This window comes from Paenibacillus sp. SEL1 (assembly GCF_054602535.1).
This window is the reverse complement of sequence record NZ_CM137723.1, coordinates 4,201,445-4,227,927: the sequence shown is the minus strand read 5'-3', so window position 1 is coordinate 4,227,927 and position 26,483 is coordinate 4,201,445. Positions and strand designations below refer to the sequence as shown.

Below are 26,483 nucleotides of genomic sequence, written 5' to 3'. Positions count from 1 at the left end.
CATCTTCATCATGTACGAAAAAGGGTTAGGACATACATCCTAACCCACTTTCGTATATCTTTAAGATATGATGTCTACGGTAACCCGTTTATCCATCTTAACGGCTGCTGATGCAACCACAGTGCGAAGCGCCTTGGCGATACGACCCTGCTTACCAATGATTTTGCCTACATCCTCAGGATGCACACTAAGCTCATATACAACAAGCCGATCCTTCTCCAAGGTCTTCACGGTTACATCTTCCGGATGATCGACTAAAGCCTTAGCAATGATTATCACTAATTCTTCCATGGTTGACCCTCCGTATCAGCACCTTATTTCTGTAGTTTAGACTCATGAAACTTTTTCATTACGCCCGCTTTGCTAAGCAAGTTACGGACTGTGTCGGATGCTTGTGCACCATCTTGCAACCATTTCAGCGCTTTATCTTCATCAATTTTTACAACCGCTGGTACTGTGATTGGGTTGTAGTAACCGATTTCTTCGATAAAACGACCGTCACGCGGGGAACGAGAATCAGATACCACGACGCGATAGAAAGGAGCTTTATGTGCACCCATACGTTTCAGACGAATACGAACTGCCACGAAAATTCACCTCCTTCAAAAAGTAGACTGTATATTGTTATCCCATAATTCCAAGGGCCTATTGGCCTTAGCGGAAAGGAAACTTCATACCTTTACCCATACTCTTCAACTGCTTCATAGCCTTGTTTTTTCCACCCTTAGGTCCCATCATATCTGAGAACTGCTTCATCATACGACGCATTTCGTCAAATTGCTTTATCAGACGATTTACCTCAGCCAGTGATGTTCCACTGCCTACAGAAATACGTTTGCGACGGCTATGATTAATCATGTCTGGGTTTTGCTTTTCCTGTGTGGTCATAGAATGAACGATAGCCTCAATCCGGCCCATCTGTTTGTCATCCACTTTGATATCTTTCATTTGCTTCATGTTGCCCATACCGGGAATCATATCAAGAATCTGGTCGATTGGGCCAAGCTTCTTAACTTGATCCATTTGCTCCAGAAAATCTTCAAAAGTAAACTCGGCATTACGCATTTTCCGTTCCATTTCCTTCGCCTTATCGGCGTCGATATTGGACTGCGCTTTTTCAATCAGGGACAACATATCACCCATGCCTAAAATCCGTGAAGCCATCCGTTCAGGATGAAACGGCTCCATCGCATCCAGCTTTTCACCCAATGTAGCAAACTTGATTGGGCATCCCGTCACAGCCTTGACCGATAAAGCCGCACCACCACGAGTGTCACCATCCAGCTTCGTCAGTACAACTCCCGTTAACTCCAAGCTATTATTAAAGTGCTCCGCAACGTTAACCGCGTCTTGCCCCGTCATGCTATCTACAACCAGTAGAACTTCATCCGGGTTGACATTGGTATGAATCTGGCGCAACTCTTCCATGAGCTCTTCATCAACATGAAGACGACCAGCAGTATCTATAATAACGTAGTCATTACCATTATCCTTAGCATGCTGCAAACCCTGTTTTGCAATTTCTACCGGGCTTGTCTGATCTCCCAGTGTAAATACAGGAGTATTAATCTGCTCCCCAAGAACCTGAAGCTGCTTGATCGCGGCTGGTCTATAAATATCACCAGCTACAAGCAATGGACGATGATTTTGCTTTTGCAGCAATTTCGCCAGTTTACCAGACGTTGTCGTCTTACCTGCGCCCTGGAGACCCACCATCATAATGACCGTAGGCGGTTTGTTTGCTTTGGCAAGCTTGGCCTGACTGCCACCCATCAACTCGGTCAGTTCTTTGTTCACGATGTCGATGATGACCATGCCTGGCGTAAAGCTGTCCATCACTTCCTTACCAACGGATTTCTCCTTTACCTTGGCAATAAAGTCCTTTACAACCTTGAAGTTAACGTCCGCCTCAAGCAAAGCTAATCGTACTTCACGCATCGCCTGAGCTACATCATCCTCAGACACTTTTCCTTTACCGCGCAGTTTACTGAATACATTTTGCAAGCGAGTCGATAATCCTTCAAATGCCATACTTTCGCACCTCCTTGTCTACCAGGGTTGTTTATTCTTAATCTATATGTCCTACAGTTCCTGCAGGCGATTTACAATTTGATGAACATGTTGCAGAATGCCTTCATCGGGCTCACCGATTTTACCGAATGCCTCATACAACGTCTTATTTAATTCTTCGAGATCTTGGATTCTACGCTCATACTTGCTTAGCAAACCAAGCTTTTCCTCATACATTTCCAATACCTGTTCAGCACGTTTAATATGTTCATATACTGCCTGACGGCTAATTTGAAATTCCGATGCGATTTCCCCTAAAGAAAAATCATCATGGAAGTAATATTTTAAAAACATTTGTTGCTTCTCTGTAAGCAGAGGTTCATAGAAGTCAAACAGTCGGTTAATCCGGTTTGTCTTTTCCAGCCGATTCTCCTGACTCATCTTGTATACCTCCATCGTCAAGGAAAAACACTTTACAGTTCTTTTCAACGTTCCTTATGATACATAAAAGAAAAGAAGATGTCAAGCATTATCCCTTGTCATACAAAAAAAAGCCGATCCACTGCCCTCAAACGGAAGTACGGATCGGCTTTTTGCCCACTGTTACTTAAACTCTTACTGGAGTAAGATACAGCAGAACAGCCAGAAAATGAAGTATGCTGCCTGCTAAAACAAACAGATGCCAGATCGCATGGTGATATGGAAATGCCCGCCACACATAGAAAATCGTGCCCAACGTATACATAAGACCACCTACGAACAATAACGTCATCCCTCCGGCGGGAACAGTCGCAACCAGAGGATTCCAGGCAATGGTGATGAGCCAGCCCATCACAATGTAAAACACGGTAGACATAAACAGGAAGCGCTTGGTGAAGAACGCCTTGAACAACACACCAAACAGTGCAATCCCCCAAATCACTCCAAACAGTGTCCATCCCAGAGTACCTCGCAGTGCAACGAGCATAAACGGGGTGTAGCTACCTGCAATGAACAGGTAAATGCAAGAATGATCGAATATTTCGAACAAATCCTTCATTTTCCCTTCACGCAGGCTATGAAGCAACGTTGAATTGGTGTACAACAGCAACATCGTAATCCCGTAAATCGTAAAGCTGACGACATGCCAAGTGGTTCCTTTCAAGCTAGCAAAAACAATGAGTAACACAAGCGCTGCCACGCTTAAAACGGCTCCAATTCCATGTGTAATGGCGTTGGCTACTTCTTCCCGTCGGGAGTAGGTGTAGGTGTTTGCCATCGGTTTTTCACCCGGCTTCCTTATTTATATTTTACATACAACATACATTACATATACGGCATCGACAGACCTCTTGCTTTCATTATACATCTGGACGAGCTTGAGCAGCAACAGGATGGCTACTTAGTCCCAAACGTAGCATAAAAGCCTACTTTAAACGTATCAGTTCTGTTCTTCCTCGTCTGCAGCAGTTGCTTCGACGGTCTCTTCCTGAATCAACCCCGCAAACAACGCATGAACGAATTGCTCGGAATCAAACGGTTGAAGATCATTCACTTTTTCACCTAAGCCCACCAGCTTAACAGGCAAATTCAGCTCCTGACGGATGGCCACAACAATCCCGCCCTTCGCTGTACCATCCAACTTCGTTAGTACCAGCCCGGTTACACCGCTTTTCTCACCAAACAGCTTGGCTTGGTTAAGTGCATTTTGTCCAGTCGTCGCATCAAGTACCAACAACACTTCATGAGGAGCATCTGGAATTTCGCGTTGGATCACGCGGAAAATTTTGTTCAGTTCCTCCATCAGATTGCTTTTATTCTGAAGACGTCCAGCGGTATCACACAACAAAACATCCACTTGACGCTGCTTGGCAGCCTGTACGGCATCAAACATAACCGCAGCCGGATCGGAACCGGATTGCTGCTTAATAACCTCTACACCTGCCCGTTCGCCCCATACCTCCAACTGTTCAATCGCACCCGCCCGGAACGTATCTCCGGCAGCCAACAATACTTTTTTGCCCTCTTGTTTAAAACGGTGAGCTAACTTGCCAATGGTTGTCGTTTTGCCGACGCCATTGACTCCCACGAATAGAATGACTGTAATCCCTTCAGCGCTCATTTTGAGCTGACTATTGTCATTCCCCCGCAGCAACTCGGAAAGCTTTTCCGACAATACAGGCTGTAATTCCGATGCGTCCTCAATTTTGCGCTTTTTCACTTCTTCTCGCAGGTCTTCAATGAGGTTCATAACCGTGTTGACGCCTACGTCCGCTCCGATCAGAATTTCTTCCAGTTCCTCATAAAATTCCTCATCAATCTTTTTACGGCGAATCATCAAGTCCGTTACTTTTTCAACAAAACCTTTACGTGTTTTTTCCAATCCATCTTTGAACTGTTTTGTGACAGATTCAGTTTTGTTTGCAATGCTTTCCTTCAATTTCCTAAAGAAACTCATGGATTCCCTCCGTTGGTCTGAAAGTATGTTATTTAATGTCAGGCAATCTCAGCTTCATCGTTGTCTAGCTTGACAGATACGAGTTTGGAAACCCCGCCTTCCTCCATCGTAACCCCGTAAAGCACATCAGATTCTTCCATTGTGCCCTTACGGTGTGTGACTACAATGAACTGTGTCTGCTCCGAGAATTCTCGTAAATACTGGGCAAAACGCACCACGTTTGCTTCGTCCAATGCAGCCTCTACTTCATCGAGTACACAGAATGGGACAGGTTTAACGTGTAAAATGGCAAATAATAACGCCATCGCTGTTAACGCACGCTCACCGCCCGACAGCAGCTGCAAGTTTTGCAATTTTTTGCCTGGTGGCTGAGCTACGATGTCGATCCCCGTCTCCAGCAAGCGTTCCGGGTCAAGCAGCACGAGATCAGCACGTCCGCCTCCGAACAGCTTGGAGAATACCGTTCCAAATTCGCGCCGAATAGCATCGAACGTAGTCTTAAAGCGCTTGGACATTTCTTCATCCATTTCACGAATAACCTGATAAAGTGTTGTCTTGGCCTCCACCAAATCAGACTTTTGCTCATCAAGAAACGTATAACGCTCATGCACACGCTGGTATTCTTCAATGGCGCCCAGATTCACCTCACCCAACGCGGAAATACCCCGTTTGAGCCTCTCTACCTCGCTCTGCGTACCTTCAATATCTTCCGGTATAGGGTAACGCTGCTTGGCTAACTCATAGCTGAGTTCATAATCATCACTTAATTTTTTCAGAACGTTTTCCAGTTCCACATCAAGCCGATTTACTCCAATTTCCGTTTGACGAAGCAACTCCTCCACTGACTTGAGCTGAATTCGCTGTTCTTTCGTGTCGTTCTCAGCCACTTCAAGCTTTTTGGACAAGCTGCTGCGTGCAGCCCGTTTGAATTCCAATTGCTGTGCGGCTTCTTCCTTTTTCAAACGGTATTGATTGAGATTTTCAATCTGTTTCACGGTCTCCTGCTCATTGGTCAGCAAATCTGCTTCGATGGAAGCAAGCAAGGTTTTGTTTTGTCTCGAATCCTTACCAAGAGTATCATAATCCCCACGCAATCTGCGCAGCTGCTCTTCCAAAGAAAAGCGCTCTTGGTCCAGCTTTCCTTCCCTTACCTTAAGATTCGTGAGCTCTCCCTGCAGCTGCTCTTTGGCAGATTCGTTGGCTTTACGGGCAAATTCAGCAGCGTGAATGGCCTGATGCGTTTTCTTTTCTTCTTCCTCCAACGCAGCCAACTTTACCAACGCTTCTTCACGGGAAGTTTCCAGCTCCTTGATTTCCTGATCAAAGCCCTTTTTCTCCTGACCAGACGCAGCGACCTGCTCTAGAACATGACGAAGTTCATGCTCCAGTTGCTTGAGTTCCATTGCCATCTGCTGCTCTTCACCGCGCTTCACATCGCCGCCCTGGCGCAACTCGTCCAGACGGGTCTGCGTCTCCTCCAACTGGCGTTTGGTATCTATTGCACTCTGGCGCAACCTTGCAATTTGCTGCTCCGTATCTACAATGTCTTGATCCAACTGATCCAGCTGACGTTTGCGTCCAAGCAGATTAGCATTTTTCTTGAACTGGCTTCCCCCAGTCATGGAACCCCCTGCATTGACAACATCGCCTTCCAAAGTGACAACGCGGTATCTATATTGGCAACGGGCCGCAATACGGTTTGCATCTTCCAACGTACGGGCAATGACCACATTCCCCAAGAGACTGCCTACAATTCCGGCATATCGATCATCATACTGAACAAGATCTGCACCGATTCCGACAAAGCCTTCGGCTCCTTCTGCAATTTGGCGTTCTCCTGCACCGATTTGACGCGGACGAATAACATCCATAGGCAAAAATGTCGCTCTGCCCAGTTGACGTTGCTTTAGAAAACTGATCGCCTGTCTGGATACGGATTCATTTTCCATCACGATATGCTGAACTGAAGCACCCAAAGCGGTTTCCATCGCCTGCTCTAAATGCTCGGGCACCCGAATCAGTTCCGCTACCGCTCCATGCACACCATGCAAAGTTTCTTTTCGTGCAGCCTTCAATACCTCTTTAACTCCAAGCATGAAGCCGTCAAAGTCATCCTGCATTTCCTTCATTGTATCTCGCCGTGAAATTTGAGCCTCACGTTTTTGTTCCCATTTACGAACCGTACCCTGGTTTTCTTCCAGTAGTTTTTGCAGGGCCTGGTACTTTTCACTTCCCTGAATATAGCCACTACGCAAACTACTGATTTCCTGCCCCAGCTTCTGAACCGCAGCTTCCAATCCCTTTTTGCGCTGTTCAAGTTGTACTTTCTGGGCTTCCCATTTGCCGGATTCGTCACTTACGCGAGTCACACGCCGTTCCAATGCTTCCTTCTGTTGGTCTGTATAACGAATTTCGTTACGCGCCTGCGCCATCTGATTCATCAGCTCCAGCAGACCACCCTTTAGGCTTTCTTCCTGCTCCTGGCTGATTCCGCCTGTAACACCAATCAGTTTGGCCTCTTCGTCAGACAGCCGCGCACGCAACTCGTCAAGCTCTACATTCAGTGCAGACAGTTTTTCGTTCAGCTGATCCAGTTCACTCCTGCGCTCGGAATGCCGTGATTCGCTTGTGCTAAGTGATAAGATCAATTGTTCCCGATTAGCCTCCAGATTGCGTGTGCGCTCTTTGAGCAATTCGCCGTAGCCTTCACTTTTCTCCGTCGCTTCACTGTATTGCAACAAATCCCTTTGCAACTGCTCTACCTGCTCTTCCAGCTGGCGCAATTCGTTGCGGTCGCTTTCCAGCATCGCATCATGGCGGGACACCACCGTAGACAACTGAAGCTGCTCCTGCTGCAACAGAGCTAGTTTGGAAGTCGCATCGCTCCACGAAGTATGAATTTGTTCAATTTGATGGACGTACATTGAAATTTCTTTTGATTTCAATTCACCGCGCAGCTCTTTAAAATGAATCGCCTTTTCAGACTGCTCCTTAAGCGGTCCAATCTGATCCTCCAGTTCACTAACCAAATCGTGAATACGCAGCAAATTTTGCTCCGTTTCATCCAGCTTGCGAACCGCATCTTTTTTACGCGATTTATATTTTACGATACCCGAAGCTTCCTCAAAAATACCTCGACGATCCTCAGATCGGGTACTCAGAATTTCTTCAATGCGTCCCTGCCCAATAATTGAATAAGCTTCTTTACCAATGCCTGTATCCATAAACAGCTCTGTAATATCTCGGAGTCTGCATGATTGCCGATTAATGAAATATTCACTATCCCCACTTCGATGTACACGTCGCGTTACCGTGACCTCACCAAAATCCAGAGGCAACGCTTGATCTTCATTATCCAACGTAAGCGATACTTCACCGTAATTAACAGCCTTACGAGCATCACTACCCGCAAAAATAATGTCCTCCATTTTGCCGCCACGCAGTGATTTGGCACTCTGTTCGCCCAGCACCCAACGAATTCCGTCGGAAATATTACTTTTTCCACTTCCGTTGGGTCCGACGACTGCCGTAATGCCGCGGACAAATTCCATTTCCGTTTTATCTGCAAACGATTTGAAGCCCGCCAGCTCAATGCGCTTTAAAAACATGCTCAATCTCACCTCTAACATTTCAAATATGCTTGTACAACACCGTATACCTGATTGATATGAATTATCCCTATTGTAGCATAAACTAGCTTGTATAAAGCACAGTACCGACACTCACATTACACCAGCAAAGCCACGAAAAAAGAGCAAAACGCAGTCCATTCGCCATTACGGGCCGGGACTCCCCGCGGACTGCCCTTTGCTCTTACTTTGTGCCCCCTGCTTGCGTAACCCGTCCGGGCTGCTCAGGTACCGATTACGATTCTGCCAGCTTCAAACGGTTTAAAGCTACTGCCGCTGCTTGCTGCTCAGCTTCTTTTTTGGAGCGTCCCGTACCTGCCCCTAGCCGTTCGCTGTCCATATATACCTCAGCTACAAACTCGCGCTCATGGGCTGGTCCGCGCTCCTCTACAATCTTGTATTCAAGCATCCCCATGTTATGATGCTGCGTCAGTTCCTGAAGCTCTGTTTTGAAATCACTCATCTGAAGCTTACCGTTTAATACAATTTGAGGAAAAATATAACGTTCCAGAAACGAACGGACGGCCTCCAGACCCTGATCCAAATAAAGCGCACCTACGAACGCTTCGAATACATCAGCCAACAGAGCCGGACGAGTACGTCCACCTGTCAACTCTTCACCTTTTCCAAGCAGTACATATTGCCCGAACTCAAGCCCGACAGCAAATTTCACCAGAGAAGGCTCACAGACAATAGCTGCACGCAACTTGGTGAGTTCGCCTTCGGGTCGGTTAGGGTACTGATTGTACAATTGCTCGGACACCGTCAGTTCCAGAACAGCGTCACCTAAAAATTCAAGACGCTCATTGTCTGCATGCTGACTGAACCGATGTTCGTTTACGTAGGAAGCGTGCGTAAAGGCCTGCTTCAGAAGCTGCCGATTGTTGAATTGAATATGAAGTTTCTGCTGTAATTGCTTCAAGTCTCCACTCAACGAACTGACCCCTTATGCTTCATATTTTTTTAGAATAACCGTAGCATTGTGACCGCCAAAACCAAAGGAATTGGACATAACCACATTCAGTTCCGCTTTTCTCGGCTTATTAGGTACATAATCAAGATCGCATGCCGGGTCTTGATTATCCAAATTAATCGTTGGCGGAATCGTCTGATGCTGAAGGGCGAGACCACAGATCACGGCTTCAACGCCGCCCGCTGCACCCAATAAATGCCCTGTCATCGACTTGGTTGAGCTGATCGCTACCTTATAGGCATGCTCTCCAAGCGTTTTCTTAACTGCTTCCGTTTCGGATTTATCACCGACTGGTGTAGATGTACCATGTGCATTGATATAATCAATCTCTTCAGGATTCAATCCAGCATCACGGATCGCCATTCTAATGCAGCGTGCCGCTCCCTCTGGATCAGGCTCCGTCATATGATGGGCATCGCCAGAAAGACCGTAGCCAATCACTTCACCGTAAATACGCGCACCACGCTTCAAAGCATGATCCAACGATTCCAGAATAAGAACACCAGAGCCTTCGCCCATAACAAACCCGTCTCTTTCGGTATCAAAAGGACGACTTGCCTTTTGAGGCTCGTCATTACGCGTGGACATCGCTCGCATGGAACAAAATCCAGCCATACCAATCGGACGAATAGTGGCCTCAGCTCCTCCGCAAATCATGGCGTCTGCGTCACCGCGCTGAATCATGCGGAAGGAATCGCCAATAGCATGACTGCCCGTGGCACATGCCGTAACTGGTGATGTATTAGGGCCTTTAGCACCGAGTGAAATCGATACTTGACCGGAACCCATATTAGCAATCATCATCGGGATGAAGAAAGGGCTTACGCGTTTAGGTCCTTTTTCAATCAGTGCGTTGTGCTGATCTTCCCAAGTTCCCAATCCGCCAATACCGGAACCGACAGATACACCAACACGCTCAGCGTCCGCATTTTCTCCGATTACAAGTCCGCTGTCCTCAAGCGCCAACTTACTAGCAGCAACCGCAAACTGCACAAAGCGGTCCATTTTACGCGCATCCTTACGTTCAATATAATCCTCTGGATTAAAATCTTTAATGGAAGCGGCTATTTTCGTAGTGTACTCACTTGTATCGAAAGCTTCGATTTCACTGACGCCGGATTTTCCAGCCATCAGATTATCCCATAGTGTGTTCAAATCCTGTCCCAGCGAAGTGATTACACCCATTCCTGTTATGACAACACGTTGTTTCAAAGATAATCACCTCTATGTCTACTGCATATTGTATTTTAAGACCGCACACTCTTGTGCGTAAAAATAATATAGAATCAACTAAAGTTAGTAATGCCGCATACTTCTCAGCCTTTGACTAAGTGAAGCTGAGCCAAACTCAAAAACACGCGGCAATTCCGTCTTTAGTTCAATCTGTATAATTAGGAGAAAGTCCCGCCTGTAACAGAACGGGACTTTTGATGACATGAATTAGGTATGAGATTGTATGTACTTCACAACTTCACCTACAGTTGTAATTTTCTCTGCATCTTCATCAGAGATTTCCATATCAAACTCATCTTCCAATTCCATTACCAATTCAACTACATCGAGAGAATCAGCGCCTAAATCATCTTTAAAAGATGCTTCAAGTGTAACTTCGGCTTCGTCGGCTCCCAAACGGTCAACGACAATGCGTTTTACGCGCTCCAATACATCGGACATCCGGCTCACCTCCTCTTAGGTATTATACGAAAATTACAATTAAAATGCCATAGAAGAGAGTTTTCATTGACAACTCTTCATCGGGGCATGCGGATTGGCAACATGCTACTTACATATACATGCCGCCATCCACATGCAAAGTCTGGCCCGTCATATATGAGGAAGCATCCGAGGCCAAGAACAGCACCACGTCAGCAATTTCCTCAGGCCGTCCAAGACGGGCCAGCGGTATACCGCTAAGCATATTGTCACGCAAATCATCAGCCAGTACCTGCGTCATCTCAGTATCGATGAATCCAGGAGCCACACAGTTCACTGTAATACCTCTCGACGCAAGCTCTCGAGCAGAGGATTTGGTAAGACCAATTACCCCTGCTTTAGCAGCAACGTAGTTGGCTTGTCCTGCGTTGCCAAGTACACCGACCACGGAGGAGATATTGATAATTCGGCCAGAACGCTGCTTCATCATTGGACGTGTTGCCGCCTTAAGACAATTAAACACACCCTTCAGATTCGTTTCGATCACCTGATCGAATTCCTCTTCCTTCATGCGCATGATTAAATTATCTCTTGTTATGCCGGCATTATTCACCAGGATGTCAATCTTGCCCCAAGCGCCAATCACATCCTTGATCAACTGATCTGCTTCGTCAGCGCGACCGACATTAGCCTGAACTGTAATAGCCTCTACACCTTTGGCACGAATCTGCTCTGCTACCTCAGTCGCAGCCGCTTCACTACCAGCATAGTTTACTGCCACATTAGCGCCTGCTTCAGCCAGCGCCAGCGCGATACTACGGCCAATTCCGCGCGACGCTCCCGTAACGAGCGCCGTTTTTCCACTCAATGGCTTAGACATCATAGTCCCCCCTTGCAAGTATATAACCCGTTAAGGCAATGATTATACTTTTAACGGGCCTCCAAGGCTTCCGTTACAGAAGCAAACGACTCCAGGCTGCTTATATTATACAGCTTAACCGTTTTGTCGATTTTTTTAACCAGTCCAGTCAAAACACTTCCCGGTCCAAACTCAACAAAGGTGTCAACACCTTGTTCTAGTAGCCATGTTACACTGTCTTCCCACAGTACCGGAGAATAGACCTGATCCACCAACAGTTGGCGGATTTCGCTCCCCTCACGCACAGGTTTAGCTGTTACATTGGCAACAACCGGAATCTGAGCTTTGGAGAAAGTTACAGCCCCCAACTTGCCGGAGAGCTTGGTCGCTGCTTCCTTCATCAATGACGAGTGGAAAGGACCACTAACCTCCAGAGTAATAGCGCGCTTGCCTCCTGCTTCCTTCACACGTTCAGCGACAGCAGCTACGCCCTCCTTCGTACCAGATACAACAATTTGTCCGGGACAATTGATGTTGGCTAGTTCGACCAGTTGACCAGACTCCGTAATATCACGGCACAATGCTGCCAATGCTTCACGATCAGCTCCCAACACAGCAGCCATCCCGCCTTGCCCATCAGGAATGGCCTGCTCCATGAACTCGCCACGTGTACGAACGATCTCAACCGCATCCTCAAATGCGAGGACACCGGAAGCGACTAGCGCGCTGTATTCTCCTAGACTGTGTCCAGCCACATAATCGGGATGAATGCCCATTTTTTCCTTGAACGCTTCATACAACGCAATGCTCGCCGTTAACAGTGCAGGTTGCGTATTGGATGTTTGCTTCAAAGCTGTGTCCGGCCCTTCAAAAATCAGTGTGCTTAGTGCGAATCCTAACCGTTCGTCCGCTTGGCGAAACACTTCTGTTGCAGCTGGAACTGCTTCATAAGCATCTTTAGCCATACCTACAGCTTGTGAGCCCTGACCGGGAAATATAAATGCCGTTTTGCCCATCGTGTATGCACCTCTCTATATCCAATGCTTGTCCTGTAAAACACTACACAAATTCAATATTATATCAAAACTTCCATCTCGTTACCAGACAAGAACCGACGCTCCCCAGGTCAAGCCACCGCCAAAGCCCACCATTAATACACGGTCGCCTTCCTTCATGCGGCCTTCCTCAGCTGCTTCCACAAGAGCGAGAGGGATTGATGCTGCAGATGTATTCGCATATTTATGAACATTAACAACTACCTTTTCCTCTGGTAAATCCAGACGTTGCATCGCCGATTGGATGATGCGAATATTGGCTTGATGCGGAACGAACAGATCAATATCATCTTTGGACAGCCCTGCTTTTTCCAACACATCAACCGTTGCCGTTCCCATAACACGAACCGCGAACTTGAACACTTCGCGTCCGTTCATGTAAATATAGTGCTGTTTATTTTCCAGTGTGTCTGCACTCGCAGGCAAACGCGAGCCTCCTGCTTCCAACTTGAGTAAGCTGCCTCCGGCACCTTCAGCCCCGAGATCAAAGGATTGGAATCCTCTACCTTCAGGCACTTCGCCAATCACTACAGCTCCTGCACCATCTCCGAATAGAACACAGGTATTGCGGTCGGTATAATCTGTAATCCGAGAAAGACAGTCTGCCCCAATGATTAATGCATTATTATAAATACCTGTCTTAATGAAGCTCGTTGCCGTAGCCAGTCCGTATACAAAACCTGAGCATGCCGCAGACAAATCGAAAGCTGCTGCGCCTTTGGCTCCCAATTTGTCCTGAAGAATGCAGGCAGTTGACGGAAACGCCATATCCGGTGTAACCGTAGCTACAATAATTAAATCCAGATCCTGTGCCGTCATACCCGCGGACTCCAACGCCTTAATTGCTGCTTCATAAGCTAAATCAGATGTAGCCTGTTCTGGAGCCGCAATATGGCGCTCCTGAATCCCTGTACGGCTGACAATCCATTCATCACTCGTTTCTACGATTGCTTCCAAATCTTTATTGGTCAGAATTTTCTCAGGTACGTATTTCCCTGTTCCGATAACACCAACCGGCCGTAATTTATTCATATCGTCACTCACTTCCTGCTGATTTCCTTGGATATACTTTCCACCAACCGGTTTTGCAAGGCCGTACGAGCCTGCCTTACCGCGTTTTTGACGGCAACGCCGTCAGACGAACCGTGACTTTTCAGGACGAGTCCACTCAAACCCAGCAAAGGAGCCCCGCCATGCTCTTTATAATCCAATTTACCTTTCAGACTGCGAAGCTCAGGCATAATCAAGGCTGCCGCAAGCTTGGTCTTCAAGGATTTGGTGAATTGCTCTTTTAAGAGAGAAAATATGGCTCCGGCTGTACCCTCCAGTGATTTTAGCATGATATTTCCAGCAAATCCATCACACACCAGTACATCGCAATTCCCGGTTAACACATCTCTCGATTCAACATTACCCACAAAATTGACAGGTAACTGCTCAATAAGTGGAAATGCCAACTTCGTCAGTTCATTGCCCTTCCCAGCTTCAGTCCCCACATTCAGCAGACCCACCCTTGGAGAAGCCACACCGTGAACTTTCTGACGATACAAACTCCCCATCAGTGCATACTGGGCAAGATGCTCAGGTTTGGCATCCATATTGGCTCCCAAGTCAAGCGCCAGAATACCCTGATCATCAATCGTTGGTATCATCGGCGCGAGAGCCGGACGTTCAATGCCTTCCATTCTTCCAACCACCAGCAACCCTGTGGTCATTAGCGCGCCTGTATTACCTGCGGATATCATGGCATCCGCTTCGCCTTCTCTGACCATTCGACCAGCCACGACCATCGAAGCATCCTTTTTACGGCGCACTGCCTTTACAGGCTCGTCCTGCGCATCTATCGTTTCGGATGCATGGCGAATGCTGAGGTTCGTCGGCAACGCCCTGCCGTTCAGAACCGATTCAATACGTTCCCGGTCACCAACCAGCGTAATGTCCGTATCCTTCCATTCCGCCGCCGCAGATAGCGCGCCCTCTACTGTCGCCTCAGGAGCATTATCTCCCCCCATGGCATCAATGGCGATCCGCATGCTGACTTCCTCCTTCGCTATACTCTTCCTCCGTGGAGCGATAAATGACAAAGTTGCCTTGGAACACCATTTCTTCTCCTACGTAGGCAAAGACTTCCACTTTAGCCTTCCCTTTTTGTTCTGGATTGGAGCGTACATATGCCTTGGCAATGCACTTCTCACCTAAATGAACCGGGCGGACAAAGCGTATATCCGCTGACGCGGTCAATGCTATCTCATCATTAATCACGGCAACGGCCAATGAATTGGCCTGGGCAAATACATAATGCCCCCGCGCAATGCCAGTACGCGAAAAAATATGTTCCTCTTTAATCTCAAAAATCGAAATACCGCTTCGATCCAACTGTAGATCAACGATATCCCCGATCACTTCATGCAAAGGCAAGGAACGAACCTGGTCGTAGGAGCGCTCAGCCATCAGCTTTAGCCGTTCCCGCAATTCCGGGATTCCCAGTTCCATCCGGTCCAGCCGAATAGTCTGAATACTTACCTTCAGCTGTCTTGTCAATTCCTGATCCGTTACGAACGGATTATCATCAATTAATTGAGTCAGCCGCTGCTGTCTCTGTCTCTTCGGCAAACGTTCGATGTCAGTGACGCCTCCTTTCCCTACAATAAACTGTCGTTCAGACGACAGTTTGGGTTACTTTACTTCACTTTCTAACGGCGAGACTTCAAGCCGATTTGTCTTCTTGTATGTATAAAGGAACCCCTTCGGCCCTTCTTTCTTAGAACCTGGTACTAAAACAGTATATAGCATGCTGACGTAAAAAGGAAGCATGCAGACAAAAAAAGTAGCGCCTCACTGAAGTGAAGCGCTACTCTTTCTGCGAAGATTCCAAAGAATCCGCTTATCGGACATTATTGAGAGATGATCTCTCTAGCTTTGTACGTTCCGCAAACTTTGCACACATGGTGAGCAAGTTTCAATTCGCCGCATTCGGAGCATTTCACCATACCTGGTACTGCCAGTTTAAAGTGAGTACGACGTTTGTCGCGACGAGTTTTGGATGTTCTCCGTTGAGGTACTGCCATTCTTCCCACCTCCTTAACCAGATCAACCCCGCATAACGGGTATGACTTCTTATCTCATTCAAGACTGAAAGAAAATGCTAGAAGCAATTATCTTACAGCCGGTGAATCAAGCCTGCAACATCCACGCATCGGTTCAGTAACTCTCCGGCACAAGCGGATGATGATTTTTCAGAATTGAACTCAATTCTCATTTAAAAAAATCCTTAAGCCCTGCTAGACGCGGATCAATCTTTTCCGTATTGCCATCGCTACTGTCATCGGAGCCAATACTCCAGTTTTGTCCGGTCTTTGGTGCGATTCCCTGACAATCCTCACTGCACAAAGGCGCAAACGGCACATGCAGTACAAACAGTTCTTCACAATACGGTGCAATGTCGAAGGAGTCCTCCGTCACTGCGATAAAATCGCCATCTTCATCCTCCTCTTCAACACTCGAAGAGGTTTGCTTGAACCGTTCACGGAATTCAATCTTTAAATCCTCGTGCATCGGGCTTAAACAGCGTGAGCACAGCATGTCCAGACCTGCGGTCAACGTGCCTTCCACGCTCATCAAGCCTTGACCCAGACTAACGGCGACCAAGTCGGTCTCCAGCGGGGAAACGGCCGTAACATCAGCACGATCATCCACCAATTCACTCACATTAAGAGATTCACGGATAGGAAAAGGACCGTCACTTGTTGCTACTTTGCGAAAAAATAGTTGCATCACTATCACTCCAAACAAACAAAAATTATTATACCGACTGATCGAGTCGTTTGTCAACACCTTTCACTTTACACCACTCACAAATCCACCGGTTTTCCAATGGTTCGACAAGTTTTATGCAGAAGCAAAAATGCATTGTGCTAAACATGTACTGATGAGTATTCGTACCCCCGCCACTCTTCGTGTACAATAATGCGAGTATAAAGCTTTTTCGTCCAGGTCTCAATGGTCTTGTTCATGCCGACGATGAAAAATCAGTATAGCTGCCCTGAAAACAAACATTGACGGGTACTTAACCATTATTATCAAAAGGGTTATCCAATAAGCTACTTTAAGAAAGGAGCCTACTACGGTCTTGAAAACACTCGGTATGATTGTAGAGTACAATCCCCTGCATAACGGACATGTCCATCACTGGGAGGAATCTCTTCGCATCACTGGTGCGCAACGCACAGTGGCTGTGATGAGTGGTCCTTTCCTTCAGCGGGGTGAACCCGCGATTACAGACAAATGGTCCCGCACCGAAATGGCACTCGCCATGGGTGTGGACCTAGTTCTGGAGCTGCCTGTGGCCTATGCCGTCCAGCCCGCAGAATGGTTTGCCCGCGGAGCGGTCGCCCTGCTCCATGCGACGGGCATCGTCGACGCGCTCTGCTTCGGCAGCGAGAGCGGAGACATCGCCCCGCTGCGCGCGCTGGCTCGCGTGCTGGCGGCAGAGCCGGCCGAGCTCAAGGCTGGCATCGCGAAGCGCCTAAGCAGCGGCACGAGCTATCCCGCTGCCTACGCGGGAGCCGCAGCCGCGCTCGCGGCCGAAGGAGCGGACGGCGCTACGCTCGCCGCCCTCATGCAGCAGCCCAACAATACGTTGGGGCTGCATTATTTGATTGCGCTGGAACGGCTGGGCAGCACAATCAAGCCCTTCGTGGTAGCCCGCACGGGATCGGGCTACCACGAAGCCGTGGCCCCTGCGGACGGAGTCATCGCCAGCGCCACGGCCATCCGCCGTCTGCTGCTGGACGGCGGGCCGGAGGACGCGTCGCCGTACATACCTGCGGCGACACTGGAGATTTTGCGGCGCGAGTGGCAAGCTGAACGCGCGCCGCTGCACTGGGAAGCGTTCAGCCAGCCGTTGCTGAACGCCCTAATCACACGTAGCCCACAGCAGCTGGCGGAGCTGCACGAGGTCACCGAAGGGCTGGAGCATCGTCTGCGGCAATCGCTGTACACGCTGCCCCAGCCTTCTGTGGAGGCCCTGCTCACCGCGATCAAGACAAGGCGGTATACTCGTACGAAGCTTCAGCGGATGTGTGCACATATTTTGCTGAATCATGCCAAAGCCGATATGACTCCGGATAAGCTGGCGAAAGGTCCGGGATATATCCGCGTGCTCGGCTTTAACAGGGCTGGACGCGAGCTGCTGGCACGTATGAAGCAAACAGCCACCCTTCCAGTATGGGTCAAGCTGTCTGCCGGATCACATCCCCACCTGGACTGGGATACAGCCGCAGCCGCCATACACGCAGCCGGGATGCCACGTCCTGTCATCCGCGGCATGTATGCTGATTACTTGCGACCGCCCATTATGGTTTGATGGGCAGCTTTTCCATATAATTCAGCGCATCGCCAAGCTTGCGGACCGAAACAAGCTTCATCCGGCTTCCCATTTGCTCAGCTTTGGCCTTGGCCTCTTTATAATTATCCGCAGGGACGAAAAACAATTCCGCACCCTGACGGTCAGCAGCAACTATTTTATACTTTGCACCACCAATCGCTCCAACCTGACCGTCCTTATCAATAGTACCCGTACCGGCTACACGATATCCCTTACTCAGATCACCTGGTGTCAGTTGGTTATAGATTTCCATGGTAAACATCAAACCTGCCGAAGGACCGCCAACATCCGTAGATGTAAAATGAATCGTTTTACGTTCATCCTTCGGCTCTACCTTCTGTACCGTGGCAATACTGACGCCAAAGCCAGAACGTTGCTTACCCGTTTCAATGTCCGTGATGGTCGTTAAGGGAGCTTGAACGGTCAGCAACTTTCCATCGCGCTTTAGCTTCACTTTAGCCATTTTTCCCGATTTTTCGTCCTCCAAAGCCTTCCGAATGGAACGATTATCGGTCACCCGCACGCCGTTCAGCTCCAATATTTCATCTCCAGGCTCAAACACGCTGTTCGATCCCGGGACCTTAAATACATACACATAATCCGGCACAATGCGATAGGGAACATGGGCACGGGTGTAGGCAGCCTCCATCGCGGAAGATTGAGAATCCCCCATATACCATACCTGCTCTGCCGCATATTCGTCTTCACTTCTTCCATGCAGACGATCCTCTTTGCGCTGAATCTCCGAATTGCGGTCCAGCTTGGACAGGCCCAACATAATAACATTGGCATAACGCGCCGATACCGTCGTCATCATAAAGGTCCCCCGTTCGATGCTGTCACCCTCCCGGACTTTAACCATCGGTTTGATCTCGTTAGCCCCACCTGGTCCATAGATCAGATAAGGGGTTGGCATATAGACCAGCACATAGACCATTGCAGCCAGCATTAAGACATAACCGGTTGTAAAAAAAACTCTTTTCCGGTTTATTCGTTTCATTGCTTCTCCCCCCTTGCAGCCTAACTTCTCCTATCTTATCCAAGTGCCTCTGCGCCACCTGTTCTCAAGCCTTCCGAAAAAGCATACATTGTTTACGACAACGTATACGAACAACCTATCCCAAGACAACGAACGTGAATAAACACTGGAGACAGCATCCCACTCTCCTTAGTATATTTATGAGAGGTGAATTCTTTGATGCAAAAGGAAGCCCATTCCGCTCCTTATTGGACAACCATACTGCTTGGCCTCGGAGCCATTTTGCTTGTACTGGCTGTTGTCGCCTCACCAGAAGAAGTATTTCAAGCCTCTACTCAAGGCCTTAAGCTATGGTGGAGTATTATTTTCCCAGCCATGCTGCCTTTTTTGATGCTGTCCGAAATGCTCATCGCCTTTGGTCTAGTACATGGACTAGGTATCCTGCTGGAGCCGTTTATGCGATCCTGGTTCCGTCTACCCGGGCGAAGCGGCTGGGTGTTGGCCCTCGGCCTGACCGCGGGATTCCCCGCTGCAGCGGAAGCGGTGCGCCAATGGGCACAACAGGAGGATATGACTGCGTTTCAGCTTCGACGTCTAACCTCTATCGCTCATTTCTGCAATCCGATTACCATCCTGCTCGTCATCGGGACAGGGCTACTGCACAATGCTACCGCAGGCGTGATGTTACTTGCAGTTCACTGGATTTCCGGGCTGCTGGCAGGCTGGATCACCGCCAGACTACCTGTATCGTCCAAAGAATTGCAAAAACGGGAAACGCCAGCTGCCCTACGGCGCACCTCAGTTTCCCGTACTTCTCCCTCCCTGATCCGATCCGCATGGGAAGCTACCCGCTCTGCCAGAGAACGGGACGGCCGCAGTTTCGGAAAACTGTTGGGCGAAACCGTATCCCATGCTGTACAGACGCTGATGGTGACAGGTGGATTCATTATTTTCTTTTCCGTACTGATTCGACTGCTGTCCATATACACAGGCCAAGGATCGCTTTCTTTCATATGGCCTGCCTGGATGGAAATCCATTTGGGTTCCTATGAAATCAGCCGTCTGCCCTACGATCTCCGTACACAAGTAGTCCTGATCAGTGCTGTGTTGGGCTGGGGCGGCCTGTGCGGCTGGCTTCAAATTACCGCCGTCACCAGACCTTCCGACAAGGGCATCACCTTCACCTTGTCACGAGTGCTCCATGGGATCATTGCTTTTGGACTTACCTTAGCGACATGGGTCCCGCTAAACCGCATCGTCAGCAATACAACTCCCGCTTACGTCAGTCGCAGTTCTGTGTCTTCTTTTGTGGAAAGCGTAAATGAATCCGCCACGCATCCTGTCATGACTGGAGCCAGCGGCTTACTAACACAAATAGAAGGAACATCTATGTACCCCTGGCAACTAACCGTACTGTCCATTGCGCTGCTGGGTACAATTATAGTTACCCTGCTGGCCTTTTCCTTTATGACTTCATGGTGGAGCCGCCGCGATTCGCGTTGACCTTCGCACGCAGCGCGTCTTCCACCTCCGGTGCCACCAGATCTACAACCTTGCCATCAAAATGCGCAATTTCCTTCACCATACTGGAACTCAGATATGAATAAGTCGGATTGGTCATCATAAAGATCGTTTCCGCATCCGGGTTCAGCTTATGATTTGTAGAGGCTAATTGCAGCTCATATTCAAAATCAGTCACCGACCGGATTCCTCTGACAATAACCTGGGCCCCTTTTTGACGTACATAATTAGCTGTCAGATCACGGAAGCTGTCCACTTCAACGTTCGGGATATCGCGAGTTACCGTTCGCAGCAGCTCCATTCGTTCCTCAAGTGAAAACAGCGGATTTTTACTAATATTGTTAAGAACCGCTACAATCAATAGATCAAACTGTCTGGCTGCTCTTTGAATAATATCCTGGTGCCCCATCGTCACGGGATCAAAGGTCCCCGGATATACGGCAATACGTGGTTTGTGCTCAATCATGATGATCCTCCCCGTCTGATTCACTGATGCCGAATTTGACCACTCCGGCTTCTGTATGTTCTACGACATCCGACAAAGCATCGGCTGCAAAATGATAAATAGATAACGCCGTTTCACCATAGACTGCTTTTCTGACCTGTTCGAACGGTCCGAAGCTTTCCGGATATTCATGTCCCGATTCATACTCCAGCACGATGATTGCATCTGAACGAAGCAAGTTCAACTCAGCCATACGGCTCATTAATTCATCTCCGTGTTTGAGACGATAGGGTGGATCGAGAAAAACAGCATCAAAAAGAGCTCCACGTTTTGCCAGCACCTTGAGCGCTCGTCCGGCATCATTGCGGAACACTTCAGCCTGTCCTTCCAATCCAGTTTTTCGCAAATTTTCTTTAATGACATCAATGCTTTTGGATTCCATATCAATAAAAACAGCCTTGTCCATTCCCCGGCTAAGCGCCTCTATACCCAGGCCACCACTACCAGCAAACAGATCAAGTGCGACTCCCCCATCAAAATAAGGACCTATCATGCTAAATAACGCTTCCTTGACCTTATCGGTGGTCGGCCGCGTCCCTGTGCCGGGAACTGCCTTTAACGGCCTTCCTTTGGCACTACCCGATACCACTCTCACGCTGAAACTCACCTATTTTCTATATGTGTTCATAACCATATAAGATTATGACGCTATCGTACCACATGCACCGCCGTTTGAAAAACTTAGGATGAGGCAGGTATAAAAAACCATTCCCTGGGCATCCTTAGGATATCGGCATTCAACCAATGTCGTAGACAACCGCGGAGAAGACTTACGTTTCCCCATAAGCTCTTCGTCCGGTTTCTCCTCTCCCATTCGGGCGCTCTTTAATGGAGCGCCTGATTTTTTTTACATAAAAAGAAGCTGCTTAATAGCAGCTCTATGTATCATTTTTCTATTTCGGCATTTTGTTTATTTCAGCAGTTCCTCGGGTGTATCCCCTTGATAAACATACACATAACTCGCCACTGATACAGCAAATGTTGCAAACATAGACAACGATGTGGCTAATCCATATACCATTTTCCTCATCATTCCACTCACCTCCTTTCCCGGATCAATGTTAGACTTTGGACCAAAAAAGCAACAGCCACTACAGAGGAACCGATTACAAAATTAGTACATACAAGCAAGGAGGATAACAGTCGCAAGAGGGGATAAAAACGTACTGGAATGCGCGACTGCTTTTCAATTCTGGACGGGGCAAAACATAAAACGAGAATGAGAGCTATTCCGGTAAACAGGTTTGTCCACCAACTATTTAAGGCAATGCAGGATATGTAAGTAAAAGCTGCTGAGGTCACCAACACACATGCCATGCCCGTTTTCAAATGAATGCCTCCTGATATTTGGCGCAGTAGGGCGAAAGCGATGAGAATCGTTACAGCTTCTACCATCCGTCCCGTGAAGATTGAGGCGAATAGTGTTAACACGATGATCATGGACGCATTCAGAATGAGAGCAAGTGCGTATTTAAGTACCGCGACAGAGGCTGGATGATCAGGCACAGTACGTTTGATCTGGTTAGCAAGTTTGAAAGCCATCGCTTCAATCATCCCGGTATTCCTTTCCGATTGCATAATAGATGAAAAATCCCGAAACCAGTGCAAAAAATATCATACTTAACCATACCTCGTTATAGTAGAGCACAATAGAAGTTGAAATGAGGGACAGGATAATCAGCGTGATGACAATGCCATATTCCTCTTTGAACTTAAGCTTCTTGAAATTAGGGGAAAAGCCGATCCCTTTTCGATACAACATCAATGAAATAAGCAGTCCTACTGCCGCGCTTACCACTTGTAGCAAGTAGCCCTTCAAGGACCCATCCTGCAGCTCAGAAACCGGAAGGTTGCCGAACATGACTTTTAAGAATACCGACTGAACAACGGCATATGCAAAATAACCTGTAACCGTCATAATACCGGACCACACAATCGGAATCTTCACGACCGTAGCGAGTAAAAAAATAAAAAGCAGCATATTTACGACAGGCACCAAATACGAAAGGGAAAACTCCTCTCGGAGCATATAACTTTGCATATTCATAATCAGGTTAACAAAAATGGCCTGCCAAAGATAAGGGGTCATTTTAACTTTAAAAATACTCAAAATCAGCGCAAAAACAGCTACTCCCTCAAGCGTGGAGAAAAGCAAAAAGCCGATTGGCTTCAAAAGCATGCGTGCATCTCCTTTACAATTCCAACCAACCTCATCGGTGTATTCAAAAACTTGGATGTACATCGAATATAAAGGGCTGGGAGCTACTTTTCAAGAGGTCTTTTCAATTATTTCATAGATTTATTCAAGCACTTCAACCAAATGTTATCGGATGCTGCTTCAAGTTGTAGCTTAGGCAACACTTTCTTTGACCGAATCTCCCTGCTTGCGCACAGGCTTCATACGTGATATAAGCTTTTTCCCCCAACGGATGCCGGGCTGTTCAATCCACGAGTAGGTAAACCAAGATAGTCCGATGGTGACTAGCAACGTCACGATAAACATAAGTGTGAGGCTGACTAGGGGAGCAAAAGGTATTTTAACCTGTACGATTAGTCCCAGAGCCAGCATATGCGTCAAATACATGCTGTAGCTAAGGCGGCCGATCCATGACCATACCCGATTAAGCAGCCATATCGGCTGCCAGTGATACAAAGCATACGCTCCCAGTAGCAACCCGAAACCTATGAGATAATCGGTCATACCTCCAAAAAATGCAAATAGCACAGAAACAAGCAGCAAACCTCCACTGACTCGGTCTATACTTTTCCAATGCCGCTCGTCTTTCCAAATGAAAAACAACAATATACCTAGCCCAAAGACAGGCAATTGATTCGGAAACCATAAATACAGATAGTGACCCCATAAAGAGTGATCACTAATCCATGGATATTGAGCAAATACCGTATTTAGACCGAAGCTTACCACAAGCACCATCACAACAAACCAGGCCGCATGGCGGACTGATCGGATCAGCTTAAATAATAGGGGGATAAACAGATAAAACATACATTCCACCGCAATGGACCATTCCACACCAATAATGCTGTTGATCCAGTACGGATTCAGACCATTCAAAAACAGGACATGAGCAGCGATATTGGCGGCAGTGACTCCCTCCTGATCTCCAAGCCAAAATCTTGGACCTGTCCCGTTCACAGCCAAATAGATTCCTAACATCACGTAATACAAAGGAGCAATCCGAAAAAAACGACGCAACAGGTAAGCTGAAATTCTTTCCCTCTTGTCACCTGAACGTCTGCTCAAGGACAGAAATAGTGTAAAAGCGCTGGCCATATAAAATAAAGCGACTCCTTTAGCTCCTATACTCAAGCCTTTTTGCAACCATCCGTTTAATCCGTCTACATGCTGGCTGACATGCACAAGTAAAACTCCAATAATAGCCAGCGCCCTCAGCGTATCTACAAATTGCAGCTTGTCATCTTCCATTTTCCCCGTGGCTTCGGGCATCGTATCCCTCCATAACAGTCTTGAATGATACATTTCGTATCTATAATACACAAAATGTATCACCAAAGTAAATATCTCCGTTATGCAAAAAAACACCCTCCGACCGCAAAGAAATGCGGCCAAAAGATGTTCATTTTGGTCATGCTATATTCAGCTGTACCCTACAATTGGCAGTGACTTTATTTGTTTAAATGAAAAGGAACGGTCGTTACGATCACGTCTTTATAATTAATCAAATAAGCTCTCATCAGTAAGCTGGTCTGATTGTGTAGAATATTTTCCCACCAGTGCTTGGTGATGAATTGTGGAATGAGAACAGTGATATGGTCCTCGTCTGCTTTTTTCCACTCTACTGTATCGATGAACTTGCGAAGCGGATTAATAATGCTGCGATAACGGGATTTCAGTACCACCAAACGTATACCGACATCCCACTCTTCCCATTTCTGTTCCATTTTGCGAATCGCTTCATCATCCACACCCACATATACGGCAACCACATTGTCCGACAAGGTTTTGGCATAGCTGATCGTATTCATAACGACTCGCGTAATACCTGCCACCGGAATAATAATCGTATTGCCTTTCACCATAGGTTTATCCTTGGTAATATCAATGCGCAGTTGTTCAGCCGTATTTTTGTAATGCCTATTGATCTTCATAAAGAAATACAGAACCAAAGGCAGGAAGATAAAGATTACCCACACCTGGCTAAACTTGGTGAAGATAAAGATAAGCGTAATCGACAGCGTGGTCAGCATCCCAACCGTATTAATAGCAAGTTTGACGATCCAGCCTGGCGGTTTGAGCTTGATCCAGCGAATCATCATACCAAGCTGTGAAAGGGTAAACGGAATAAATACCCCTACCGCATAAAGCGGAATCAGATTTTCTGTGTTGCCGCCAAATACGATGACCAGCAATGCCGAGAAGATACTCAGAAACAGGATACCATTAGAGTATCCGAGCCGATCTCCACGGACCATGAACATGTGCGGCATGTATTTGTCCTTCGCGAGCATAAAAGCAAGCAATGGAAAGGCCGAATAGGCTGTATTCGCCGCCAAAAACAAGATGAGCGCCGTTACGCCTTGAATGATGTAATACATCACACCGCGCCCGAAAGTGGCGTTCGCAATTTGCGAGATGACCGTTTCATGCGGATTAGGACGAACACCGTACCAATAAGCCAGCAAACTAATTCCGATAAACATACACCCGAGAATCAAACCCATCATCATTAGTGTAGTTGCTGCATTTTTGGCAGCAGGCTTGCGGAAGTTCGGAATGGCATTCGAGACAGCTTCTACCCCAGTTAACGCCGAGCAACCCGAGCTGAACGCCTTAAGTAACAGGAACAGACTGACGTTGGATACCGTAGCTCCAAATTGCGGTGCTGCAGCATGAGCTCCCCCTGCCACGTAATGAATGATACCGCTAATAATCAAAACAAAAATCGCAACAACAAATAAGTAAATCGGTACAGCCAGCACCGAGGCAGATTCTGTCACCCCGCGCAAGTTCATAATAGTCAAAAAGATAATCATAATCAGAGCAATGGCAATCCGATGATCATGTAACGACGGGAAAGCCGATGTAATGGCATCTGTACCTGCTGATGAGCTAACTGCTACCGTCAGAATATAATCGACCAGCAAAGAACCACCTGCAATCAGACTCGGACTCTTTCCCAAATTGTCCTGTGCAACAATGTACGCTCCTCCGCCACCAGGATAGGAAAATATGGTCTGTCTATAGGACAGGATCAGAATGATCAGCAATCCCAATACCGCAATGGATATAGGAATGGAATACCATAGGGCAGCGAAGCCGGCTGTAATTAAAACCAGCAGAATTTGCTCCGTTCCGTAAGCTACAGAGGACAAGGCATCTGAGGACAGAATGGCCAGTGCCTTGAGCTTATTCAGTTTCTCATCTTCAAGGGCCGTCGACTTTCGCGGACGACCGATTAATAATCTTTTGACTTTACTCAGCATTTCATTGACT

General features: G+C 47.5%; 28 protein-coding genes. 2 read left to right on the top strand and 26 right to left on the bottom strand.

Annotation, left to right across the window (positions count from 1 at the left end; translation table 11 throughout):
* Positions 1-60: 60 nt before the first annotated feature.
* The 17 genes from ACYCSE_RS19785 to ACYCSE_RS19705 all read right to left on the bottom strand — a co-directional run bounded on the left by ACYCSE_RS19785 (position 61) and on the right by ACYCSE_RS19705 (position 16,390).
* Positions 61-291: a KH domain-containing protein gene (locus ACYCSE_RS19785; protein WP_013309863.1), complete on the bottom strand. Its 231-nt coding sequence runs from the start codon at positions 289-291 to the stop codon at positions 61-63.
* 23 nt (positions 292-314) lie between these two features.
* Positions 315-587 (bottom strand): 30S ribosomal protein S16, encoded by a 273-nt coding sequence (rpsP, locus tag ACYCSE_RS19780; protein WP_013309862.1) that lies wholly within the window; start codon positions 585-587, stop codon positions 315-317.
* Positions 588-654: 67 nt separating this feature from the next.
* A complete protein-coding gene (gene ffh, locus ACYCSE_RS19775) occupies positions 655-2,031 on the bottom strand; it encodes a signal recognition particle protein (RefSeq protein ID WP_061832003.1) in 1,377 nt (458 codons plus the stop codon).
* 51 nt (positions 2,032-2,082) lie between these two features.
* A complete protein-coding gene (locus tag ACYCSE_RS19770; RefSeq protein ID WP_459699506.1) occupies positions 2,083-2,451 on the bottom strand; it encodes a putative DNA-binding protein in 369 nt (122 codons plus the stop codon).
* A 166-nt stretch (positions 2,452-2,617) separates the two neighbouring features.
* Positions 2,618-3,268 carry a PAQR family membrane homeostasis protein TrhA gene (trhA, locus tag ACYCSE_RS19765; protein WP_013309859.1) on the bottom strand — a complete coding sequence of 217 codons (651 nt, stop codon included), beginning with the start codon at positions 3,266-3,268 and terminating at the stop codon, positions 2,618-2,620.
* A 162-nt stretch (positions 3,269-3,430) separates the two neighbouring features.
* A complete protein-coding gene (gene ftsY / locus ACYCSE_RS19760; RefSeq protein ID WP_254349488.1) occupies positions 3,431-4,447 on the bottom strand; it encodes a signal recognition particle-docking protein FtsY in 1,017 nt (338 codons plus the stop codon).
* 38 nt (positions 4,448-4,485) lie between these two features.
* On the bottom strand, positions 4,486-8,055 hold the full coding sequence (gene smc / locus ACYCSE_RS19755; protein ID WP_061832007.1) for a chromosome segregation protein SMC: 3,570 nt from the start codon (positions 8,053-8,055) through the stop codon (positions 4,486-4,488).
* 256 nt (positions 8,056-8,311) lie between these two features.
* Entirely contained in the window at positions 8,312-9,010 is a 699-nt protein-coding gene (gene rnc, locus ACYCSE_RS19750; protein WP_013309856.1) for a ribonuclease III, read from the bottom strand.
* A 12-nt stretch (positions 9,011-9,022) separates the two neighbouring features.
* Complete coding sequence (gene fabF / locus ACYCSE_RS19745; protein ID WP_061832008.1) at positions 9,023-10,261, bottom strand: beta-ketoacyl-ACP synthase II; 1,239 nt, start codon at positions 10,259-10,261, stop codon at positions 9,023-9,025.
* 228 nt (positions 10,262-10,489) lie between these two features.
* Entirely contained in the window at positions 10,490-10,723 is a 234-nt protein-coding gene (locus tag ACYCSE_RS19740; RefSeq protein WP_007429985.1) for an acyl carrier protein, read from the bottom strand.
* 109 nt (positions 10,724-10,832) lie between these two features.
* Entirely contained in the window at positions 10,833-11,582 is a 750-nt protein-coding gene (gene fabG, locus ACYCSE_RS19735; protein WP_025721716.1) for a 3-oxoacyl-[acyl-carrier-protein] reductase, read from the bottom strand.
* Positions 11,583-11,632: 50 nt separating this feature from the next.
* Entirely contained in the window at positions 11,633-12,577 is a 945-nt protein-coding gene (gene fabD / locus ACYCSE_RS19730; RefSeq protein ID WP_069291710.1) for an ACP S-malonyltransferase, read from the bottom strand.
* Between the two features lie 81 nt (positions 12,578-12,658).
* Entirely contained in the window at positions 12,659-13,648 is a 990-nt protein-coding gene (locus ACYCSE_RS19725) for a beta-ketoacyl-ACP synthase III (RefSeq protein WP_069291709.1), read from the bottom strand.
* An 8-nt stretch (positions 13,649-13,656) separates the two neighbouring features.
* A complete protein-coding gene (plsX, locus tag ACYCSE_RS19720; RefSeq protein ID WP_254349485.1) occupies positions 13,657-14,649 on the bottom strand; it encodes a phosphate acyltransferase PlsX in 993 nt (330 codons plus the stop codon).
* Entirely contained in the window at positions 14,633-15,229 is a 597-nt protein-coding gene (gene fapR / locus ACYCSE_RS19715; protein ID WP_007429980.1) for a transcription factor FapR, read from the bottom strand. The genes plsX and fapR overlap by 17 nt, the downstream gene beginning before the upstream one ends.
* A 281-nt stretch (positions 15,230-15,510) precedes the next feature.
* On the bottom strand, positions 15,511-15,684 hold the full coding sequence (gene rpmF, locus ACYCSE_RS19710) for a 50S ribosomal protein L32 (RefSeq protein ID WP_007429979.1): 174 nt from the start codon (positions 15,682-15,684) through the stop codon (positions 15,511-15,513).
* Positions 15,685-15,871: 187 nt separating this feature from the next.
* Positions 15,872-16,390: a YceD family protein gene (locus ACYCSE_RS19705; RefSeq protein WP_069291707.1), complete on the bottom strand. Its 519-nt coding sequence runs from the start codon at positions 16,388-16,390 to the stop codon at positions 15,872-15,874.
* Between the two features lie 355 nt (positions 16,391-16,745).
* Here ACYCSE_RS19705 and ACYCSE_RS19700 point away from each other — a divergent pair, with 355 nt between their 5' ends.
* Positions 16,746-17,981: a nucleotidyltransferase gene (locus tag ACYCSE_RS19700; protein WP_459699498.1), complete on the top strand. Its 1,236-nt coding sequence runs from the start codon at positions 16,746-16,748 to the stop codon at positions 17,979-17,981.
* Here the strand turns inward: ACYCSE_RS19700 and ACYCSE_RS19695 are convergent.
* Positions 17,971-19,002: a YlbL family protein gene (locus ACYCSE_RS19695; protein ID WP_459699496.1), complete on the bottom strand. Its 1,032-nt coding sequence runs from the start codon at positions 19,000-19,002 to the stop codon at positions 17,971-17,973. The two genes, ACYCSE_RS19700 and ACYCSE_RS19695, sit on opposite strands and share 11 nt — an antisense overlap.
* A gap of 198 nt (positions 19,003-19,200) precedes the next feature.
* Between ACYCSE_RS19695 and ACYCSE_RS19690 the strand changes: the two genes are divergently transcribed.
* Positions 19,201-20,484, top strand: a complete 1,284-nt coding sequence (locus tag ACYCSE_RS19690) for a nucleoside recognition protein (RefSeq protein WP_459699494.1) — start codon at positions 19,201-19,203, stop codon at positions 20,482-20,484.
* On the opposite strand, the gene coaD is transcribed toward ACYCSE_RS19690, so the two are convergent.
* From coaD to ACYCSE_RS19650, 8 genes are all read right to left on the bottom strand, one after another.
* Positions 20,447-20,968 (bottom strand): pantetheine-phosphate adenylyltransferase, encoded by a 522-nt coding sequence (coaD, locus tag ACYCSE_RS19685; RefSeq protein ID WP_250261723.1) that lies wholly within the window; start codon positions 20,966-20,968, stop codon positions 20,447-20,449. The genes ACYCSE_RS19690 and coaD overlap by 38 nt on opposite strands.
* Positions 20,961-21,602 carry a 16S rRNA (guanine(966)-N(2))-methyltransferase RsmD gene (gene rsmD / locus ACYCSE_RS19680; protein WP_061831348.1) on the bottom strand — a complete coding sequence of 214 codons (642 nt, stop codon included), beginning with the start codon at positions 21,600-21,602 and terminating at the stop codon, positions 20,961-20,963. The genes coaD and rsmD overlap by 8 nt, the downstream gene beginning before the upstream one ends.
* 315 nt (positions 21,603-21,917) lie before the next feature.
* The gene (locus ACYCSE_RS19675) at positions 21,918-22,040 is read right to left on the bottom strand and encodes a cyclic lactone autoinducer peptide (protein ID WP_023988155.1); all 123 of its coding nucleotides are present in this window, start codon (positions 22,038-22,040) and stop codon (positions 21,918-21,920) included.
* A gap of 5 nt (positions 22,041-22,045) precedes the next feature.
* On the bottom strand, positions 22,046-22,561 hold the full coding sequence (locus ACYCSE_RS19670; protein WP_322159302.1) for an accessory gene regulator ArgB-like protein: 516 nt from the start codon (positions 22,559-22,561) through the stop codon (positions 22,046-22,048).
* Positions 22,554-23,186, bottom strand: a complete 633-nt coding sequence (locus tag ACYCSE_RS19665) for a hypothetical protein (protein WP_061831346.1) — start codon at positions 23,184-23,186, stop codon at positions 22,554-22,556. The genes ACYCSE_RS19670 and ACYCSE_RS19665 overlap by 8 nt, the downstream gene beginning before the upstream one ends.
* A gap of 171 nt (positions 23,187-23,357) precedes the next feature.
* Complete coding sequence (locus ACYCSE_RS19660; protein WP_459699490.1) at positions 23,358-24,476, bottom strand: acyltransferase family protein; 1,119 nt, start codon at positions 24,474-24,476, stop codon at positions 23,358-23,360.
* Entirely contained in the window at positions 24,445-24,516 is a 72-nt protein-coding gene (locus ACYCSE_RS19655) for a hypothetical protein (protein WP_367987578.1), read from the bottom strand. The genes ACYCSE_RS19660 and ACYCSE_RS19655 overlap by 32 nt, the downstream gene beginning before the upstream one ends.
* A 139-nt stretch (positions 24,517-24,655) precedes the next feature.
* Positions 24,656-26,473, bottom strand: coding sequence for an APC family permease (locus ACYCSE_RS19650; protein WP_061831344.1), 1,818 nt, complete (start codon positions 26,471-26,473; stop codon positions 24,656-24,658).
* Between the last annotated feature and the right edge of the window lie 10 nt (positions 26,474-26,483).

Excerpts from the sequence above, each read along its gene's own strand:
- ACYCSE_RS19785 (WP_013309863.1), bottom strand. The coding sequence starts at position 291 with ATGGAAGAATTAGTGATAATCATTGCTAAGGCTTTAGTCGATCATCCG.
- ffh (WP_061832003.1), bottom strand. The coding sequence starts at position 2,031 with ATGGCATTTGAAGGATTATCGACTCGCTTGCAAAATGTATTCAGTAAA.
- ACYCSE_RS19770 (WP_459699506.1), bottom strand. The coding sequence starts at position 2,451 with ATGAGTCAGGAGAATCGGCTGGAAAAGACAAACCGGATTAACCGACTG.
- trhA (WP_013309859.1), bottom strand. The coding sequence starts at position 3,268 with ATGGCAAACACCTACACCTACTCCCGACGGGAAGAAGTAGCCAACGCC.
- ftsY (WP_254349488.1), bottom strand. The coding sequence starts at position 4,447 with ATGAGTTTCTTTAGGAAATTGAAGGAAAGCATTGCAAACAAAACTGAA.
- smc (WP_061832007.1), bottom strand. The coding sequence starts at position 8,055 with ATGTTTTTAAAGCGCATTGAGCTGGCGGGCTTCAAATCGTTTGCAGAT.
- ACYCSE_RS19740 (WP_007429985.1), bottom strand. The coding sequence starts at position 10,723 with ATGTCCGATGTATTGGAGCGCGTAAAACGCATTGTCGTTGACCGTTTG.
- fabG (WP_025721716.1), bottom strand. The coding sequence starts at position 11,582 with ATGTCTAAGCCATTGAGTGGAAAAACGGCGCTCGTTACGGGAGCGTCG.
- fabD (WP_069291710.1), bottom strand. The coding sequence starts at position 12,577 with ATGGGCAAAACGGCATTTATATTTCCCGGTCAGGGCTCACAAGCTGTA.
- ACYCSE_RS19725 (WP_069291709.1), bottom strand. The coding sequence starts at position 13,648 with ATGAATAAATTACGGCCGGTTGGTGTTATCGGAACAGGGAAATACGTA.
- plsX (WP_254349485.1), bottom strand. The coding sequence starts at position 14,649 with ATGCGGATCGCCATTGATGCCATGGGGGGAGATAATGCTCCTGAGGCG.
- rpmF (WP_007429979.1), bottom strand. The coding sequence starts at position 15,684 with ATGGCAGTACCTCAACGGAGAACATCCAAAACTCGTCGCGACAAACGT.
- ACYCSE_RS19705 (WP_069291707.1), bottom strand. The coding sequence starts at position 16,390 with ATGCAACTATTTTTTCGCAAAGTAGCAACAAGTGACGGTCCTTTTCCT.
- ACYCSE_RS19695 (WP_459699496.1), bottom strand. The coding sequence starts at position 19,002 with ATGAAACGAATAAACCGGAAAAGAGTTTTTTTTACAACCGGTTATGTC.
- ACYCSE_RS19690 (WP_459699494.1), top strand. The coding sequence starts at position 19,201 with ATGCAAAAGGAAGCCCATTCCGCTCCTTATTGGACAACCATACTGCTT.
- coaD (WP_250261723.1), bottom strand. The coding sequence starts at position 20,968 with ATGATTGAGCACAAACCACGTATTGCCGTATATCCGGGGACCTTTGAT.
- ACYCSE_RS19675 (WP_023988155.1), bottom strand. The coding sequence starts at position 22,040 with ATGATGAGGAAAATGGTATATGGATTAGCCACATCGTTGTCTATGTTT.
- ACYCSE_RS19670 (WP_322159302.1), bottom strand. The coding sequence starts at position 22,561 with ATGATTGAAGCGATGGCTTTCAAACTTGCTAACCAGATCAAACGTACT.
- ACYCSE_RS19665 (WP_061831346.1), bottom strand. The coding sequence starts at position 23,186 with ATGCTTTTGAAGCCAATCGGCTTTTTGCTTTTCTCCACGCTTGAGGGA.
- ACYCSE_RS19660 (WP_459699490.1), bottom strand. The coding sequence starts at position 24,476 with ATGCCCGAAGCCACGGGGAAAATGGAAGATGACAAGCTGCAATTTGTA.
- ACYCSE_RS19650 (WP_061831344.1), bottom strand. The coding sequence starts at position 26,473 with ATGCTGAGTAAAGTCAAAAGATTATTAATCGGTCGTCCGCGAAAGTCG.